Genomic DNA, 16149 nt, shown 5'->3' on the forward strand with positions numbered 1-16149 from the left:
ACCTGTCCGACTCGGTCGGCGGCATCGAACAAGTGATCTTCCAACTGCGCGAACGCGGCGCCCAGCATGGCATCAATGGGCAGACGCTGACCCTCAGCGCTGATTCGAACCCACCCGTGGTGAAGCTGGGTCAACACGAAGTGCACCGGGCAAAACTCGATATGCAGTTCGCCTCCACGGGATTTTCCTGGAGCCTGTTCAAACAGTTTCGCGAGATGGCGGCCGAGGCCGACGTGGTCAATTACCACTTTGCGTGGCCCTTCATGGACCTGGTGCATTTTGCCAGCGGCATGAACAAACCGAGCGTGGTCACCTACCACTCCGACATCATCCGCCAGAAACCCTGCTCAAACTCTATCGGCCGCTGATGAACCCCTTTCTCGCCAGTGCCGACCGGATTGTCGCCGCGTCGCCGAATTACCTGCATACCAGTGATGGGTTGCAGCAGTTTCAAGACAAGACCCGGGAGCTTCCCTATGGCTTGAACAAGCAGGTTATCCACAGCCGATGAGATGGGCCGCGGCAGCTCCTACACGGGCGCTAGCATTACAAATCCAGCACCAGCGGCTGATCGCTTTGCGCCGGCACCGCACAACAAATCAACACATGCCCCGCCTCCGGCACTTCGGCCGGGGGCTGTGGATAATTGACTGCGCCGCTGACCAGCCGTGTCTTGCAGGTGCCGCACGAACCGCCGCGGCAACTGAACTCGGGGCGCAATCCGCGACTTTCCGCCAGTTCAAGCAAACTGCTGCCGTCCGGCTGCCAGCGCGCTTCCTTTGCCGAACGCTCGAACACCACCGGCACGGATGTGGTGGCTGCGGGCGGTTGTTCAATGACAATCGCATCCGGATCGGCGCGACGCTTGAGCGTCGAAGGGCCGAACGTTTCGGCGTGAATCTGCGCATCGCGCACATCCAGCTCACGCAAGCCGTCGTAAAGCCCTTGGGTAAAACCGCCGGGGCCACAGACCACAAAATCAATTTGATCGTAGTCCTCGACCTCCAACAGATCCCTTAATACCGCGCCATCGATCCGCCCGCGCCGGTCGAAGTCCTCGCCCTCGTGCGCGTCCGCTTCCGGCTGACTGAGCAACCGCAGGACCCGCACCGCGTCGCCAGCGCTTTCCAACAAGTGATCCAGCTCCCTTCGAAAAGGTTGATCGGCCAGGCTGCGTGAACTCTGCAGCAACCATGTTGGACGAATCCGGCGCGTGCGCAGGCCTTGATAAACCACCTCGCGCAGCATCGACAGCAGTGGCGTAATTCCAACCCCCGCGGCTAACAACACCAGTGGCCGTCGCTCCAGCGGCGCCACGGTGAAATGCCCCTGAGGCGCTCGCGCCTCCACTACATCACCCACCTGGATCTGCTCGTGCAGATGGGTCGACACGCGTCCTTCGCGCTTCACACTGATCCGATAGAAACCATCCGATGGCGCACTCGACAGGCTATACGTGCGGATGTGCACCTCGCCGTCGAGGGTAAATCTCACAGGCAAATGCTGGCCCGCGAGAAACACCGGCAAACCGGCGCCATCGTCTGGCTCCAGATAAATCGAGCGGATGCTGTGGCTTTCCCGTTCGATCTTCGCCACCCGCAGCGGTCGCCATTGGTTGCCCAACGCTTGCGCCTGCAAACGCGTATCGGCTTGTGCCCAGTTTCCAGTCAACAGACTGGTGGGCGACATGCCGTCGAAGCGCCAGCGCAAGGCCAGCGCTGCTGGCCGGCGAACCAGTTTCTCCACCTCGAATGTCCAAAACCGTTCGGCGCCTTGAAACGCCTCGATCTGCGGCCCTTCCAGGATGATTTCGGTACGCCCGCTGAGTTGCAGCAGATCGCCTGTGGAAAAGTCGATGAACAGCAAGCCAGCCTGGGGGTTGAGCAGTAGATTGCCGAGGGTGTTGAAGTGCAGATTGCCGGCAAAATCCGGGATGGTCAGACGATTGCCTTCCACCCGAACGAACCCGGGCTGGCCGCCACGATGGGAAACGTCCACCGCACGCTGACCATCGACATCGACATAACTGGCGACAAAGAACGTATCGGCGCCTTCGATCAGCGCTTTGGCTGCGTCATCAAGGGTGTCGAGATGCTGAGGTGGGCGCGTCTGCGGATCACTCAGTGGCACGCGCTGAAACTGGCGCAGTTGAATGTATTGCGGACAGTTGCCGAAGGCTTGATCGACACTCACATCGAAACCGTTATCGCCTAGATCGCCGACATGGCCGTTGAGGCGATTGCGCCGCCGCGTATGCAGTTCAATCCCGAGCAAACCGATGGGCTCGCCGTTACGCAATTGCGCCGGATCATCGCCGGCGGGCAACGTGCTGAAACGCAGATGCTCGGCATCAGGCGAATGGGCAAACCCCGGCGCGCCTTCGAGCACGCTGGCCCACGGACGACCCTGGGCATCGACCGCGCCGTACAGCATGAAGGGAAGTTGCTGATAGAACTCGCGGTGCTGGTCCGGCATCCAGGTGCGAATCACCTTACGCCCGAAAGCCTCCATGCGTTCGGCAACGCCTACATGGGCCTGTAACTGTTGCTCGCCAGCGTGCCACGGTGAACGTTCCATCACGACCTCTCCCCTGCGCCCTCGGCGCAACGTGGATTGCGGGAATCAGACTGCGGTTTGCAGACCGGCGACGGTGCGCGGCATGCCGACGAAACCGGGCAGCGCTTCGACCCGGGCCAGCCAGGCGCGGACATTGCCGTAGTCGTCCAGCGAGACATTGCCCTCCGGGGCGTGGGCGATATAGCTGTACGCCGAAATGTCGGCGATGGTCGGCTCATCACCTGCCAGATACGCGGTTTTCCCCAGCTCAGTCTCCATGACCGTGAGCAGGTTGTGTGCGCGAGTGATCAGTTCTTCAGCGTTCAGTTTGGCCCCGAACACTGTGATCAGCCGCGCTGCCGCCGGGCCAAATGCAATCGGCCCGGCCGCGACCGACAACCAGCGCTGCACCCGTGCCGCACCGACCGGATCGCTCGGCAACCACCGACCGTTGCCGTACTTCTGCGCCAGATACACCAGAATCGCATTGGAATCAGCCAGCACCACGCCATTGTCATCAATGGCCGGGACCTGGCCAAAACTGTTGATTGCCAGATATGCAGGCTGCTTGTGCTCGCCCTTCGCCAGATCGACCAGAATGGTCTCGGTCGGCAATTGCAGCAGCGACAGCATCAGTTCCACCCGATGGGCGTGGCCGGAACGCGGGAAGTTGTAAAACTTGATCGGTTGCATGGTCGACTCCACTGGATGATCGCACCGCCCGAGGGTTGGCAGCGCTGATGGGAGCCATCTTCCACCTATCTGCAAAGCAACAGAATCACCAGTATTCGCAATCGATCATTTCATCTCATGCAATAACGCGGCGTTTTTCAGCGATGGATGCTCACGCAGAGCGTTCACCGTGAAATCAACAAAGCTGCGCACCCGCGTCGGCGCTTTGCGCCCGCCCTGATACACCACATGAATGGGCAGCGGCGGCAGTTCGAAGTCGGCAAGGACGATTTCCAGCTCACCTGCCGCCACTTTGTTCGCCACCTGATAGGAAAGCACCCGCGTCAGCCCGAGACCGAGGCACGCCGCTCTGATCGCCGCCTGATTGGCGGTGACCACCAGCCGCGGCTCCGGACGCACGATCAGCGATTCGCCCCCCTCAAGAAATGGCCAGTTGCGCATCTGGCCGGTGGCCGTAGTAGCGACGACGGGCAAGCCATTCAACGCTTGTGGATGCTGCGGTCGACCGTGCTCGGCCAGATATTGCGGCGAACCACAGACCACGCGCCTGACCTCACCCACCCGAATCGCATGCTGATTACTGTCCGGCAGCTCACCGATGCGCACCGCCACATCGACCCCCTCCTCGACCATGCTCACCACCCGATCCACCAACAACGCGTTTATCGAAACGTCCGGATACTGCGTGAGATACCCGGCCATCACCGGTGTGACAAACAATTCACCGAACAACACCGGCGCTGTCACTGTCAGTTGCCCACGAGGCTGGGCGTGACTGCCTGCGGCCGAATCCTCCGCTTCCTGCACCTCGGCGAGAATTCTCCGACAGTCCTCCAGGTACCGCTGACCCGCTTCGCTAAGGTGCACGCTGCGCGTGGTACGGATCAGCAATTGCGTGCCGATTCGCTGCTCCAATGCAGCAACGGCGCGGGTGACGCTCGCAGCCGACAAACCGAGGCGCCGCGCGGCGGCGGAGAAGCCCTGGTCTTGAGCGACGGCGGCGAAGACCTGCATTTCCTGAAAGCGATCCATGACTCAACTCCTATACCGCTGCAGTCTTCCGCTGATGCAAATCAGGGAACAGAAGTTGGGCAAACCAGATCGGTAACCCGGGATACAGGTCGCGCGCCTTTGGTGTTGCACTCTCGACCAACCCGAGCTGTACCAGACTTTTCAACTGGTCAGTTGCCACTCGATCAGACAGTCCGGTGAATATTTTGAAGTCGGCGCGGCTCAGTGTCCCCTGAGTCAGCAGAACATGCAGTGCGCGGGCAACTTCCGGCTTAACCCCCGCCTTCTTGATCCGCTCTTCCCACACGAAAATGGTATGCAGCCTTTCGCGCATGTTTGAAATGTTCAGTGCGCGCTCGGTGTATTTCATCTGGTCCAGGCAAGTTTCCAGCATGAATCCAACAAACTCGAACAAACCTGCCTGAGTCAGTTGCCCACGGCCATCCAGATCCCCTCGTCTCGGTTTGTCAGCATTGGCCAATCGTGCGTAATAGGCCTCCTGCTCGCGAGCCAGTCCACGAGATAAAGACCATAGCGGCGAAACCAACCCCAGCTTTTGCAACTGCAGGTGAGTGAGCAGCCTGACTGTGCGGCCGTTTCCATCGACGAAAGGATGCACCCATGCCAAGCGGTGGTGATAAGCCATGACGGAAAGTAACCGGCTCCGCGCATCCGGTAGTCGACCGTAAACCTGCTGCATACGGGTCAACATGGGGCCGACGGATTGGCTCGGTGGTGCTGCGTGATTACCGACCAGAACCTCTCGACTCGCAATATCACGCAATTGCCCTGGCACCAACCGAGTACCGTCGCTCAGGCCCAACTGTTCATCACTGGCACAATGGAAAAGACGTCTGTGCAGGCGCGCAACAAATGCAGGGCTGAACATCGTTTCCCAGGTTAGATCCTTATACACAGCCAACATTCTTTCAAAGGCCTGCTGAGTACCGATGTGGGTCATTGCAAGCTCTGTCAGCTCCTTGCGATGGCGTTTGGGAGCAGTCGGAGCGAGTGTCACCGGCTCAGTGAATTGGCCTTCGATCAAGTTGCTGTAGAAGCTGCTGGTCACGCGCAGCAAACCGCCTACGCGTTGCAACATTGGCGGAGCGACCATTGCACTGAGCTTTCCTGCCTGGAACGGCACCTGCTCAGCCAACTGCAATATTTCACTCGGAAATACCGGCATCAGCGGCTCAAGCCAGTGGGTCCCAATAGTCGACTCAGTACTCATCGTATCTCCAGAACCGCGGATTTTATTGCGGATTCAAGAGTACGCTCAAAGCCTCTAATTACATAGCCTAGCGTTACGTAGGAGATTTCTGAAGTAGAGGTAGTTAGCGGATTTTATTGCGGATTTCTTGAAAGAAATAAATGCATTACTGGAGACAGGAATCCAGTTTCCTACACAAGAGCGCGAAAGCTGGTGATCTTAAGGATTAAAAACTGTCTCAGGCAGTGCACGTAATCCGTGCGCTTCGCCTTGGGGCGTTGATGTGGCTATAGCTCACACGCAATAACTATGAAGTACAACTTTTGGCAATGCTAACTCGATGCTATCCCCATTTCGGGACTCAAGGTTCCCAACCAAGCCACTAGTCCCACAATAAAAAACGCTGTCGACAATTCGACTAACACACTGCGCCGTAACGCACTCGCCGCCACTCGATACTTCCCCTCCCTAAACGACCGCTCCAAAAGGGGACCAAGGTGAAATCGGTTCCGTGCGGCCAGCATCAGCATCCCGGCAAACAACATCACTTTAATGATCAGTAACTTCCCGTAAGTGCTTGGAAGCAAGACATCGAATTTTGGGCCCACGATGAACAGGTAGTTCACAACGCCTGTGACGGTGATGGCGACGACGATTAAGGCTCCCACCGATTCGAATCGGGTGACGGTCCGGGCCAGCAATTTGATGCTCTCTTCGGTTTGCAGCGTGTCCCGTCTTGCCATCCAGGCAAATGCGACTAAAGCGCCGAGCCAGGCCCCTGCCGCCAGCAAGTGCAGTATGTCCGTTGTAAAATGCCAAAAACGACGACTGCCTTCGTCCATTGCCCCATGACCGTTCCAGGCCAGACTTCCAAGGGCGATCCCGCCAGCAATAGCGGCGACCAACAAGCTAAAGCCAGGCGCACGCTGGTTCAACATCATAGCCAAACCGGCAAAGACCAGCACAACGATGCGCACGACCCAGGCCCGCCCGACATCCATCTCGACTACCATCATCTCAATATGCGGACGCAGCTGAGCGAGGTCCAACTCCCCACTCATGGCACTTGCCATCATCACCATGCTGGCGCCAGACACCAGCACACCGAGTACCGCCGTACCCGCCACGATAGACCGAAACGGCAACACGGCACCCGACACTCGCTCTGGTCCTTTAAAACTGTACAAGCCGAAAAGTGCCACGCCAAAGAGCAGCATCAAATCCAGGTACACGCCGAAGCGCAGGGCAATGCTGACCCAATCGCTCATCAATTACTTCACTTTGAACGTAACGTTGCCGGTGATCGGATGAGTGTCCGATGACACCGCGCGCCATTCGACTTTGTAGCTGCCGACGGGCAAAGGAGAGAGCGGCGTGATAACCATGGTTTTCGGGTCGCTGCCGCCAGAGACTTTGGCCTTCATGGGCATCGGGGCGTGGGCCATGCCGGACATTTCGGTCATGACCAGTTTCGCGCCGGAGAACTGGGTCACGAGATTTTCGGAAAAGTGCAGTTCGATCTTGCTGGGGGCCGCGCCGTCCGCGCCTTCCTGCGGGGTAGAGGAGAGCAGTTTCGGGTGTGCCTGAGCGAATGTGCTCAGCAGCAGCCCGGTGGAAAGTGCGATGGCAACAACGGTGGTTTTGATCGGGCGCATACAAGACCTCTGACCGCTTCAAGCGGTAATTATTGTGATTGTTAAGTTGACGCGTTCTAGAACCACAGCCGGACCCCCAGGACCAGACGTGCTTCGCTGCGATCCTCGCCTTCGTCGTTGGCATAATCAGCTGTTTTGCCGTAGGTGCGATTCCAGGTCACGCCGATGTAGGGCGCAAACTCACGACGAATTTCATAACGCAGACGCAGGCCCGCTTCAGTGTTGGACAGGCCAGAACCGATGCCGCGTTGCGGGTCGTTTTTGCTGTAAACATTAAGTTCTGCGGTTGGCTGCAAAATCAGTCGATTAGTCAGAAGGATGTCGTAGTCGCCTTCCAGTCGTGCGGCGGCTTGGCCACCCTCGCCGATAAACGCCGTGGCCTCTGCTTCAAAGTTGTACAGCGCCATGCCTTGCACGCCAAACGCCGCCCAGGTTTGCGGGGCGCCGGGTTTGAAATCCTGGCGAACGCCGGTTACCACGTCCCACCACGGAGAGATTGCGTGGCCCCACAGTGCCTGAATTTCTGCATCTTCGATCTTGCCGTTGGTGCGTTCGCCTTCGGAGCGCAGCCACAAACGGTCGACGTCGCCGCCGATCCAGCCGGAGAGATCCCAGGCCAGGGCGCTGACGTCATCGGCGTCCTGCCAATCAAGTTTTTCTGCGAGAAAGAACGTGTTGAGCGCGGCGTCGTGCACCTTATGCCCACCCGGACTGACAAACACAGCGGCGCGATCGGCATCGGTCAACGCCGGAATCGGCGTGCGACTTTCGGTCGGCGCAGCGGGCTGCATTTGGCCGTCGTCCATGCTTTGCATCTGGCTGTGGTCCATGTTCTGCATGCCGTCCGTGGCCGCCATCGCCGAGGACAGTGTCAGGCTCGCGGTCACGAGCGTTAAAGAAACTGGAGTGATCCTGATCATGGGTAGCGCCTCATTCTTCCACGCGAACTTCACGGAACATGCCCATTTCCATGTGATACAGGAGGTGGCAGTGATAGGCCCAGCGGCCGAGTGCGTCGGCGGTTACGCGATAACTGCGCCGGGAGCCGGGCGGCATGTCGATGGTGTGTTTGCGCACCATGAACTGGCCGTTTTCGTCCTCGAGATCGCTCCACATGCCGTGCAGATGGATGGGGTGAGTCATCATCGTGTCATTGACCAGTACGATGCGGATTCGCTCGCCGTACTTGAGGCGCAGCGGTTCGGCATCGGAGAACTTCACACCGTTAAATGACCAGGCGAACTTTTCCATGTGGCCCGTGAGGTGCAGTTCAATGGTGCGGCCGGGGTCGCGGCCATCCGGGTCTTCGAAAGTGCTGCGCAGGTCGGAATAAGTCAGGACGCGACGACCGTTGTCACGCAGGCCGAGGCCAGGGTCATTGAGTTTGGGGGAGGTGGTCATGGCTTGCATGTCCACCAGCGGATTGTTGCTTTCCGTCGCGGGGTGGGACTGCATATCGCCCATTCCAGCCATGGCGCTGTGATCCATGCCCGCCATGTCGCCGCCCATACTGACGTGGTCCATCCCGCCCATTCCCATGTCATCCATGGTCACCATCGGCCTCGGGTCCAGCGGTGGTATCGGCGCGGACACACCCATCTTCACCGCCAGCGAGCCACAGGCATAGCCCGTGCGATCCATCGACTGGGCGAACACGGTGTACGCATCCTGAGTCGGCTCGACAATCACATCGAACGTCTCTGCCACCGCAATGCGAAACTCGTCGACGCTCACCGGTTTGACGTGCAGACCGTCGGCGGCGACCACCGTCATTTTCAGACCGGGAATGCGTACGTCGAAGTAGGTCATGGCCGAGCCGTTGATAAAGCGCAGGCGCAGTTTTTCGCCGGGGCGGAATACCCCCGTCCAGTTCATGCCAGGCGCCTGGCCGTTCATCAAGTAGGTGTATGTCGAGCCGCTTACGTCGGCCAGGTCCGTGGGGTTCATCTTCATTTCAGCCCACATCTTTCGATCTGCGACCGTGGAACCCCAACCTTTTTCACTGACGTCGTGGATGAAATCGCCCACGGTGCGCTTGTTGTAGTTGTAGTAATCCGACTGTTTTTTCAACGTCTTCATGAGGCCGGCCGCGTCTTCGTCGGTCCAGTCGGTCAGCATCACCACGTAATCGCGGTCGTACTCGAACGGCTCTGGCTCCTTGGCATCGATCACCAACGGGCCGTAAACACCGGATTGTTCCTGAAGCCCCGAATGACTGTGATACCAGTAAGTGCCGTTCTGCCGGACCTTGAATTGATAGACGTACATCCCGCCCGGTTCAATGCCGTGAAAACTCAGCCCCGGCACGCCGTCCATGTTGGCCGGTAGCAGAATGCCGTGCCAGTGAATGGAAGTGTCAGCGTTGAGTTTGTTCCTCACCCGCAACGTCACGGTGTCGCCTTCGCGCCAGCGCAGCAGGGGGCCGGGAATGCCGCCATTGACGGTCATCGCGATGCGCGGGTTGCCGGTGATGTTGACCGGGGTTTCGCCGACGAACAGGTCGAAATCAGTCCCGGCCAGGACATTCGGCTCGCCGGGACTGGTGATCGCCCAGACAGGTGTGCGCCAGATTCCGAGGCCACCGAGAATTCCGGCGGCGGCGAGTCCCTTCACAAAGGTTCGTCTTGATGGGTCAGGTTGCATGGCACTTCGCTCCCAGTCAGTCGGATGACACGGCAGACAGGAGATACTGCCAAGTTCGATGAGGATATTGATGGGTACAAGCTTTCAGAAGGCTGAGCAAAAGATTACGGTTTTGTCAGCTTCACCCGCCGCTGAGCGCAGGGTCTGTCGGGTTGGATGATCAGGAGCAAAGGCGAGTGCCCTGGAATAAGGCAGGAATGTCTAGAAGCGATAAAGTCGCTTGGAGCCCCGAAAGGCTCCAACACCAGATAGTTTTTAAACGCAGCCGTGGCACGACGACCCGCAGCTGACATTGGCGGAGCTGGAAGTTTGCCTGGCGTGAATTCGGTGGTGGACGCCACGTTGGCAGCGACGACGCCATTGTTCGATGCGTTTGGGGCGAGTGCCACGGGGAGCAACAAGGCACTGGATCAATTGTGGCGGAATGCACGCACGTTGGCGAACCCCAATCCGCGAGTGTACAAGTCGCGGATTGCGGGCAATTACCTGCTCAATGGCACGCGGGTGCGGCCAAAGGGATCGCCTGATAAAACAGTTGAATACCCGGCCACCACCCGATCAGGCAATGGCCGGGCCAGACTCAGCGATAGACCGGAAAACGACGGCACAGCGCTACAACTTGTTCGCGCACGTGGTGCCCGACCTTCTCGCTGCTTCCGTTTTCCAGGGCATCCAGTACGTCGCACAACCAGCCGGCCACTTGCTCGCAAGCCTCCACACCAAACCCGCGGGTGGTCACCGCCGGGGTACCGATACGAAGGCCGGATGTCACAAACGGTGAGCGCGGATCATTCGGCACCGAGTTTTTGTTGGCGGTGATATAGGCACTGCTCAGGGCCGCGTCGGCCTCCTTGCCGGTGTAGGGTTTGTCGGACAGGTCGATCAGCATCATGTGGTTGTCGGTGCCGCCCGAGACGATCTTGTACCCGCGCTTTTGCAACACCCCGGCCATGGCCCGGGCGTTGATGACCACTTGGGTCTGGTAGATGCTGAACTCAGGCGAAAGCGCTTCCTTGAACGCCACGGCCTTGGCCGCGATCTGGTGCATCAGCGGCCCGCCCTGCACGCCCGGAAACACAGCGGAATCGAGCTTTTTGTAGAAGGCTTCATCCTGTCCCTTGGACAAAATCAAACCGCCGCGTGGCCCACGCAGGGTTTTGTGCGTGGTGCTGGTCACCACATGCGCATGGGGAAGCGGATCCGGGTATTCGCCCGCGGCGACCAGCCCGGCGACGTGGGCCATATCGACCCAGAAAATAGCCCCAACCTTGTCGGCAATGCTGCGCATGCGTGCCCAGTCCTTGTACCGCGAATATGCGGAAAAACCACCGATCAACATTTTTGGGCGAGTCTGCAGTGCGATTCGCTCCATCTCGTCATAGTCGAGAAAGCCGGTTTTCGGGTCCAGTCCGTAAGGCACGATGGTGTAGTGACGCCCCGAAAAGTTGGCCGGGTTGCCGTGGGTCAGGTGACCGCCCTGGGCCAGGTTCATGCCCATCACCGTATCACCGGGGTTGATCAGTGCCAGGAAGACCGCCGCGTTGGCCTGGGCGCCCGCATGGGGTTGCACGTTGGCGTAGTCGCAGTCGAACAGGGCCTTGACCCGCTTGATGGCCAGCCGCTCGGCCACATCGACGTATTCGCAGCCGCTGTAATAGCGCTTGCCGGGGTAGCCTTCGGCGTACTTGTTGGTGAGCACCGTGCTCTGGGTTTTCATCACCAGCGGGCTGGCATAGTTTTCCGAGGCGATCAGCTCGATATGGTCTTCCTGGCGATGCTCTTCATTGTGAATCGATTCATACAGCTCAGGGTCGAAAGCGTTGAGGGTCAGCGTCGAGTCGTACATGTGCAAAGTGTCCTTGGTCAAGAATTCAAGCGGCGGGTGACAGCAGGCGGGTGATACGCGCGGCGATGTCGTCGATCTGTGTGTCATCGCAAATCAGCGGCGGCAACAGCCGCACGGTGTTGCCCCGTGTGACGGTGATCAGCAGACGTTGTTCTTCACGGGCCCGGCCGACCAGTTCGGCGCACGGGCCATTGAGTTCAATGCCGATCATCAAGCCGATGCCGCGAACGGACACCACCTCAGGATGGTTGCCCAGCGCCAGCTTCAGGGCTGCCAACAAGCGGCGGCCCGAGGCGGCAGCGCGTTGCGGGATGTGATCGCGCTGCATGATGTCGAGCACTGTGCAGCCCACGCGGCACGCCAGCGGGTTACCGCCGAACGTGGACGCATGGTGGCCGGGGGAAAACAGCTGGGCGGCCTTGCCCCGCGCCAGGCATGCGCCGATGGGGAAACCGTTGCCCAGCGCTTTGGCCAGGGTAATGACGTCCGGCTTGATGCCCGCGTGCTCAAAGCCAAACCAGGTACCGGTGCGGCCCAGTCCGGTCTGCACTTCATCGATCATCATCAGCCAGTCGTGTTCATCACACAGTTGGCGCAGCGCCTGCAGGTAGCCGGCAGAAGCGGCGTGCACGCCCCCCTCACCCTGCACCGGCTCGACGAGCACCGCGACGATATCGGGTGACTGCGCCGCGACCTGGCGAATCGCCTCGATGTCGTCGAAAGGCACCCGCACAAAGCCCGGCATCAGAGGCTCGAAGCCGCGATGCACGGCGGGATTGCCGGTGGCGGCGAGTGTGGCCATGGTGCGCCCGTGAAAACTGTTCTCCATCACCAACACTTGGGGGTGGGCCACCTGCCGAGCGTTGGCGTGCAGGCGGGCCAGTTTGAGCGCCGCTTCGTTGGCCTCCGCTCCGGAGTTGCAGAAAAACGCCCGTTGCATGCCCGATAGCAGGCACAGTCGTTCGCCCAATTGCTCCTGCCATGGGATGCGAAACATGTTGGTCGTGTGCAGTAACACCGTAGCTTGCTCGGCGATGGCCGCGGCAATTTCGGGGTTGGCATGCCCCAGGCTCGTCACCGCCACACCGGCGATGGCATCCAGGTATTCAACACCCTCGGTGTCCCACAACGAGGCGCCCTGGCCTCGGCTGAACGAAACCGGTTGTCGGGCTGAGGTGTGCATGAGGTAAGCGGGTGCAGCGGACATTGCAGGCCTCCTGTAGAGGGGGATCAACGGCTGGGTGTGATCGACAACAACGTGTCTTCAATGAGGGGGCGGGCATCGGCGGTCGGCCAGTAGTACGCATCCGGCATGGCTCGGGCACCGAAGATCGCCTGCCCGACGCGCACCACGGTCGCGCCCTCCTCAATGGCGACTTCAAAGTCACCCGACATGCCCATCGACAGCTCTTGCAGCGACACCCCGTCAGGGGCGCAATGACGCAAGCGGTCGCGCAATTCACGCAGCCGGACGAAGCAAGGGCGCACCCGCACCGCGTCGGCCGAGAACAGCGCCAGCGTCATCAACCCGCGAACCCGCAGTGTCGGGAACGCTGGCATTGTCTCCAGGAAAGCCGCCACGTCATCGGGCGCTAGCCCGTACTTGCTGGCTTCGCCGGAGGTATTGACCTGGACGAACACGTCCATCTGCCGATCTAAAATGCGCAGGCGACGGTCCAGCGCCTCGGCCACCCGCAGGCTGTCCAGGGCCTGGAACTCACTGGCGAAGCGTGCGACCTGCTTGGCCTTGTTGGTCTGCAAGTGGCCGATCACCGACCATTGCAGGTCTTGCAGATCGGTCATGGCTTCCCACTTGCGCTGTGCTTCCTGCACCTTGTTCTCGCCCAACAGGCGGCAACCGGCGGCATAGGCCAGACGCAGATGAGCTTCATCAAAGGTTTTGCTGACCGGCAGCAAGCGCACACCGGCAGGGTCGCGCCCTACCCGACTGCACGCCTCGACAATGCGTTGCTGCACGGCGGCCAGGTTGCGGCGAAAGTCTTCGACACTGTCGGCCTGTGGGTAACGACCATGGCGCGCATGCAGGATGTTGAGGTCTTCGGTTTGATCAGGCATCAGTTGGCCGCTCCCTTGGTGGGCACTGCAACCGGTTCGGCCTGGGGGACTGCAGTCTTCTCACGACGCGGCAACTGCCCATTGAGCACGGCGTAGGCCGCCAGGCCGATGACCAGGCCCCAGAACGCGCCGCCGATGCCCAGCAGGGTGATATTGGCCGCGCAGGCCAGGAAAGTGATCAGCGACGCTTCCCGCGATTTCACGTCCGCCATGGCATTGGCCAGGCTCGCGCCGAGTGTGCCCAACAGGGCCAGCCCGGCCAGGGTAGTGATGAAGGTCGCCGGGAAGGCCATGAACACCGCCGCCAGGGTCACGCCGAAGATCCCCACCAGAATGTAGAAGATGCCCGCGGCCACGCCTGCGATCCAGCGCTTGGACGGATCTTCCGAGGCTTCCTTGCCCGTGCAGATGGCGGCGGTGATGGCCGCGATGTTGAAGGCATGGGAACCGAACGGCGCCATCAGCAGAGAACCCAGCCCGGTCACGCTGAGGATCGGGTTGGCACTGGTGTTGAAGCCGTCACTGCGCAGCACCAGCATGCCCGGCATGTACTGCCCCGTGAGGGTGATCAGAAACAGCGGCAACGCCACGCTCAACAACGCATTGAGCGAGAACTCCGGGCGGGTGAACACCGGTGTCGCAAACTCCAGCGTCAGCCCCGTGAAGTCCACGCGTCCCTGCATCAGCAGAAAGCCAAGCCCCAGCACCAGAATGCCGACCACCGCGTAGCGCGCACTCAAGCGCTTGAACAGGATGTAGGCGCCGATCAACACCCCGACCAATAGCGGGTCGACGCTCATGCTGGCGAAAGCACCGATACCGAACTGCAGCAGGATGCCGCCCAACAGGCCCGCTGCCACACCCGGCGGGATCAGGCGAACGGCTTTTTCAAAGTAACCGGATACGCCCAGCAGCACGAACGCTGCAGCCGAAATCATGTACGCCCCAATGGCCTCGGCATAGGGTGTGGTCGCCAAGGCGACGATCAAAAACGCCGCCGCCGGGGTCGACCAGGCGGTGATGATCGGCTCGCGGCTCACCCAACTGAGGAACAGCCCGGTCACCCCTACCCCGATCGACACAGACCAAACCCACGATGCCGTCAACTCAGGGCTGAGCCCTGCGACCTTGGCGGCCTGAAACACCAGGATGAAGGTGCCGCCGTAATTGACGATCACCGAAATCAACCCGGCAACCACCGGGTGCAGCAGGTCCCGCAGACGCAGGGACGAGAGGGATTGAGTAGATGACATAGGTCTTGGCTCCTTGCTGGACGATGCATCCGGCCGCTGGTAAGCGGTCATTTATAGCGGTTGAATGGCAGGTTTTACCCCTACGCTTTAACGCAGCAGACCAGACCACTTTCTGTGGTCGGCTCAGCCATGCTCACGCGCAAAGGCGTTCATGAAGTCGCACAGAGCCTCGACCGCCGGCACCGAAACGGCGTTGTAGAGGCTGGCGCGCAGGCCGCCGACGCTGGCGTGGCCTTTGAGGCCATTGAGACCGGCCTGCTCCGCGTGCCGCAAAAAGGTCTTCTCCAGCGCTACCTCGGCCAATCGAAAGGGCACGTTATTGATGGAGCGATACGGTGCCTGCACTGAGTTGCGATAAAACCCGTCACTTCCATCGATGGCGTGATAAAGCATTCGCGCCTTGGCCTGGTTACGTTGATGCAGGGCCTGCAGACCGCCACTGTGCTTGATCCACTTGAGCGTCAGGCCTGTGAGGTACCAGGGGAAAGTCGCAGGGGTATTGAGCATCGACTGCGCTTCACTGATGCGCGCGTAGTTGAGAATGTCCGGGGTAAAGGCATGGGAACGCTCCAGCAACGCCGGGTCCACGATGACCACCGTCAACCCGGCCACGCCCATGTTTTTCTGCGCGGCGGCATACACCAGCCCATGCCTGGCGATGTCGATCGGCTTGGACAGCAGGCTTGAACAGGCATCGCACACCAGCGGCGCGTCGCTCGCGGGCGTGTCGATGAACTGCACGCCGTGCACCGTCTCATTCTCGGTGTAATGCAGGTAGGCGGCGTCGGCGTTAAGGCGCCAGTCCGAGGCAGGGGGGACATGGTCGAAACCGGACGCGTGGGCGCTGGCAACCACGCGCACATCGCAGTAGCGCCGGGCAGCCTCGATCGCCTTGCCCGACCAGAGGCCGGTGTGCAGGTAATCCGCCGTGCCTTTATCGCCTATCAGGTTCATCGGCACTTGAGCGAACTGCAACGAGGCGCCGCCTTGCAGGAACAGCACTTTGTAGGCGGGCGGCACCCCGAGGATATCGCGCAGGTCCTGTTCGGCTTCACTGGCCACCGCCATGAATACCTGCGAACGATGGCTGATTTCCATCACGGACATGCCGGTGCCGGCAAAATCGAAAAACTCCTCGTGCGCCTGTGTGAGGACGTCCAACGGCACCGCGGTGGGGCCTGCGCTGAAGTTGTGTGACCGAGCCAT

13 protein-coding genes and 2 pseudogenes are annotated in these 16149 nt (G+C 60.2%); 2 read left to right on the forward strand and 13 right to left on the reverse strand.

The genetic code is table 11. The features are described 5' to 3' along the window. Positions 1 to 2: 2 nt before the first annotated feature. Positions 3 to 507, forward strand: a pseudogene (locus AB4P97_RS23640) (glycosyltransferase); the annotation flags it as partial. Positions 508 to 546: 39 nt separating this feature from the next. Here the strand turns inward: AB4P97_RS23640 and AB4P97_RS23645 are convergent. The 8 genes from AB4P97_RS23645 to AB4P97_RS23680 all read right to left on the reverse strand — a co-directional run bounded on the left by AB4P97_RS23645 (position 547) and on the right by AB4P97_RS23680 (position 9768). Continuing rightward, the gene (locus AB4P97_RS23645) at positions 547 to 2577 is read right to left on the reverse strand and encodes a pyridoxamine 5'-phosphate oxidase family protein (protein WP_395601691.1); all 2031 of its coding nucleotides are present in this window, start codon (positions 2575 to 2577) and stop codon (positions 547 to 549) included. Positions 2578 to 2622: 45 nt separating this feature from the next. Then, complete coding sequence (locus tag AB4P97_RS23650; protein ID WP_042561885.1) at positions 2623 to 3249, reverse strand: glutathione S-transferase family protein; 627 nt, start codon at positions 3247 to 3249, stop codon at positions 2623 to 2625. Positions 3250 to 3354: 105 nt separating this feature from the next. Then, positions 3355 to 4281 carry a LysR family transcriptional regulator gene (locus tag AB4P97_RS23655; RefSeq protein ID WP_047304336.1) on the reverse strand — a complete coding sequence of 309 codons (927 nt, stop codon included), beginning with the start codon at positions 4279 to 4281 and terminating at the stop codon, positions 3355 to 3357. Between the two features lie 10 nt (positions 4282 to 4291). Next, positions 4292 to 5491, reverse strand: a complete 1200-nt coding sequence (locus AB4P97_RS23660; RefSeq protein WP_395601692.1) for a Fic family protein — start codon at positions 5489 to 5491, stop codon at positions 4292 to 4294. A gap of 311 nt (positions 5492 to 5802) precedes the next feature. Further along, positions 5803 to 6738: a copper homeostasis membrane protein CopD gene (gene copD / locus AB4P97_RS23665; RefSeq protein ID WP_395601693.1), complete on the reverse strand. Its 936-nt coding sequence runs from the start codon at positions 6736 to 6738 to the stop codon at positions 5803 to 5805. Between the two features lie 3 nt (positions 6739 to 6741). After that, entirely contained in the window at positions 6742 to 7125 is a 384-nt protein-coding gene (gene copC, locus AB4P97_RS23670) for a copper homeostasis periplasmic binding protein CopC (RefSeq protein WP_395601694.1), read from the reverse strand. Positions 7126 to 7181: 56 nt separating this feature from the next. Then, positions 7182 to 8045, reverse strand: a complete 864-nt coding sequence (locus AB4P97_RS23675) for a copper resistance protein B (RefSeq protein ID WP_395601695.1) — start codon at positions 8043 to 8045, stop codon at positions 7182 to 7184. A gap of 10 nt (positions 8046 to 8055) precedes the next feature. After that, on the reverse strand, positions 8056 to 9768 hold the full coding sequence (locus AB4P97_RS23680; protein WP_395601696.1) for a copper resistance system multicopper oxidase: 1713 nt from the start codon (positions 9766 to 9768) through the stop codon (positions 8056 to 8058). A gap of 262 nt (positions 9769 to 10030) precedes the next feature. On the opposite strand from AB4P97_RS23680, the pseudogene AB4P97_RS23685 reads away from it, so the two are divergent. Further along, positions 10031 to 10266 (forward strand): annotated as a pseudogene (locus AB4P97_RS23685) (acyl-CoA dehydrogenase); the annotation flags it as partial. Positions 10267 to 10348: 82 nt separating this feature from the next. Here AB4P97_RS23685 and glyA read toward each other — a convergent pair. The 5 genes from glyA to serC all read right to left on the reverse strand — a co-directional run bounded on the left by glyA (position 10349) and on the right by serC (position 16149). After that, entirely contained in the window at positions 10349 to 11614 is a 1266-nt protein-coding gene (gene glyA, locus AB4P97_RS23690; RefSeq protein WP_115146697.1) for a serine hydroxymethyltransferase, read from the reverse strand. 25 nt (positions 11615 to 11639) lie between these two features. Next, positions 11640 to 12821, reverse strand: a complete 1182-nt coding sequence (locus AB4P97_RS23695; protein WP_261735458.1) for an aspartate aminotransferase family protein — start codon at positions 12819 to 12821, stop codon at positions 11640 to 11642. A gap of 23 nt (positions 12822 to 12844) precedes the next feature. Then, a complete protein-coding gene (locus tag AB4P97_RS23700; protein ID WP_395601697.1) occupies positions 12845 to 13690 on the reverse strand; it encodes a YggS family pyridoxal phosphate-dependent enzyme in 846 nt (281 codons plus the stop codon). Then, positions 13690 to 14943, reverse strand: coding sequence for a benzoate/H(+) symporter BenE family transporter (locus AB4P97_RS23705; protein WP_395601698.1), 1254 nt, complete (start codon positions 14941 to 14943; stop codon positions 13690 to 13692). Before AB4P97_RS23705 ends, AB4P97_RS23700 begins: the two co-directional genes overlap by 1 nt. A gap of 123 nt (positions 14944 to 15066) precedes the next feature. Next, positions 15067 to 16149 carry a 3-phosphoserine/phosphohydroxythreonine transaminase gene (gene serC, locus AB4P97_RS23710; RefSeq protein ID WP_395601699.1) on the reverse strand — a complete coding sequence of 361 codons (1083 nt, stop codon included), beginning with the start codon at positions 16147 to 16149 and terminating at the stop codon, positions 15067 to 15069.

The sequence above is a fragment of the Pseudomonas sp. A1230 genome (assembly GCF_044218825.1).
Lineage (GTDB): Bacteria > Pseudomonadota > Gammaproteobacteria > Pseudomonadales > Pseudomonadaceae > Aquipseudomonas > Aquipseudomonas iridis.

Bases quoted from the DNA above. Each gene is read 5' to 3' on its own strand.
- AB4P97_RS23655 (WP_047304336.1), bottom strand. From the start codon at position 4,281: ATGGATCGCTTTCAGGAAATGCAGGTCTTCGCCGCCGTCGCTCAAGAC.
- copC (WP_395601694.1), bottom strand. From the start codon at position 7,125: ATGCGCCCGATCAAAACCACCGTTGTTGCCATCGCACTTTCCACCGGG.
- AB4P97_RS23695 (WP_261735458.1), bottom strand. From the start codon at position 12,821: ATGTCCGCTGCACCCGCTTACCTCATGCACACCTCAGCCCGACAACCG.
- AB4P97_RS23700 (WP_395601697.1), bottom strand. From the start codon at position 13,690: ATGCCTGATCAAACCGAAGACCTCAACATCCTGCATGCGCGCCATGGT.
- AB4P97_RS23675 (WP_395601695.1), bottom strand. From the start codon at position 8,045: ATGATCAGGATCACTCCAGTTTCTTTAACGCTCGTGACCGCGAGCCTG.
- copD (WP_395601693.1), bottom strand. From the start codon at position 6,738: ATGAGCGATTGGGTCAGCATTGCCCTGCGCTTCGGCGTGTACCTGGAT.
- AB4P97_RS23650 (WP_042561885.1), bottom strand. From the start codon at position 3,249: ATGCAACCGATCAAGTTTTACAACTTCCCGCGTTCCGGCCACGCCCAT.
- glyA (WP_115146697.1), bottom strand. From the start codon at position 11,614: ATGTACGACTCGACGCTGACCCTCAACGCTTTCGACCCTGAGCTGTAT.
- serC (WP_395601699.1), bottom strand. From the start codon at position 16,149: ATGGCTCGGTCACACAACTTCAGCGCAGGCCCCACCGCGGTGCCGTTG.
- AB4P97_RS23660 (WP_395601692.1), bottom strand. From the start codon at position 5,491: ATGAGTACTGAGTCGACTATTGGGACCCACTGGCTTGAGCCGCTGATG.
- AB4P97_RS23705 (WP_395601698.1), bottom strand. From the start codon at position 14,943: ATGTCATCTACTCAATCCCTCTCGTCCCTGCGTCTGCGGGACCTGCTG.
- AB4P97_RS23680 (WP_395601696.1), bottom strand. From the start codon at position 9,768: ATGCAACCTGACCCATCAAGACGAACCTTTGTGAAGGGACTCGCCGCC.
- AB4P97_RS23645 (WP_395601691.1), bottom strand. From the start codon at position 2,577: ATGGAACGTTCACCGTGGCACGCTGGCGAGCAACAGTTACAGGCCCAT.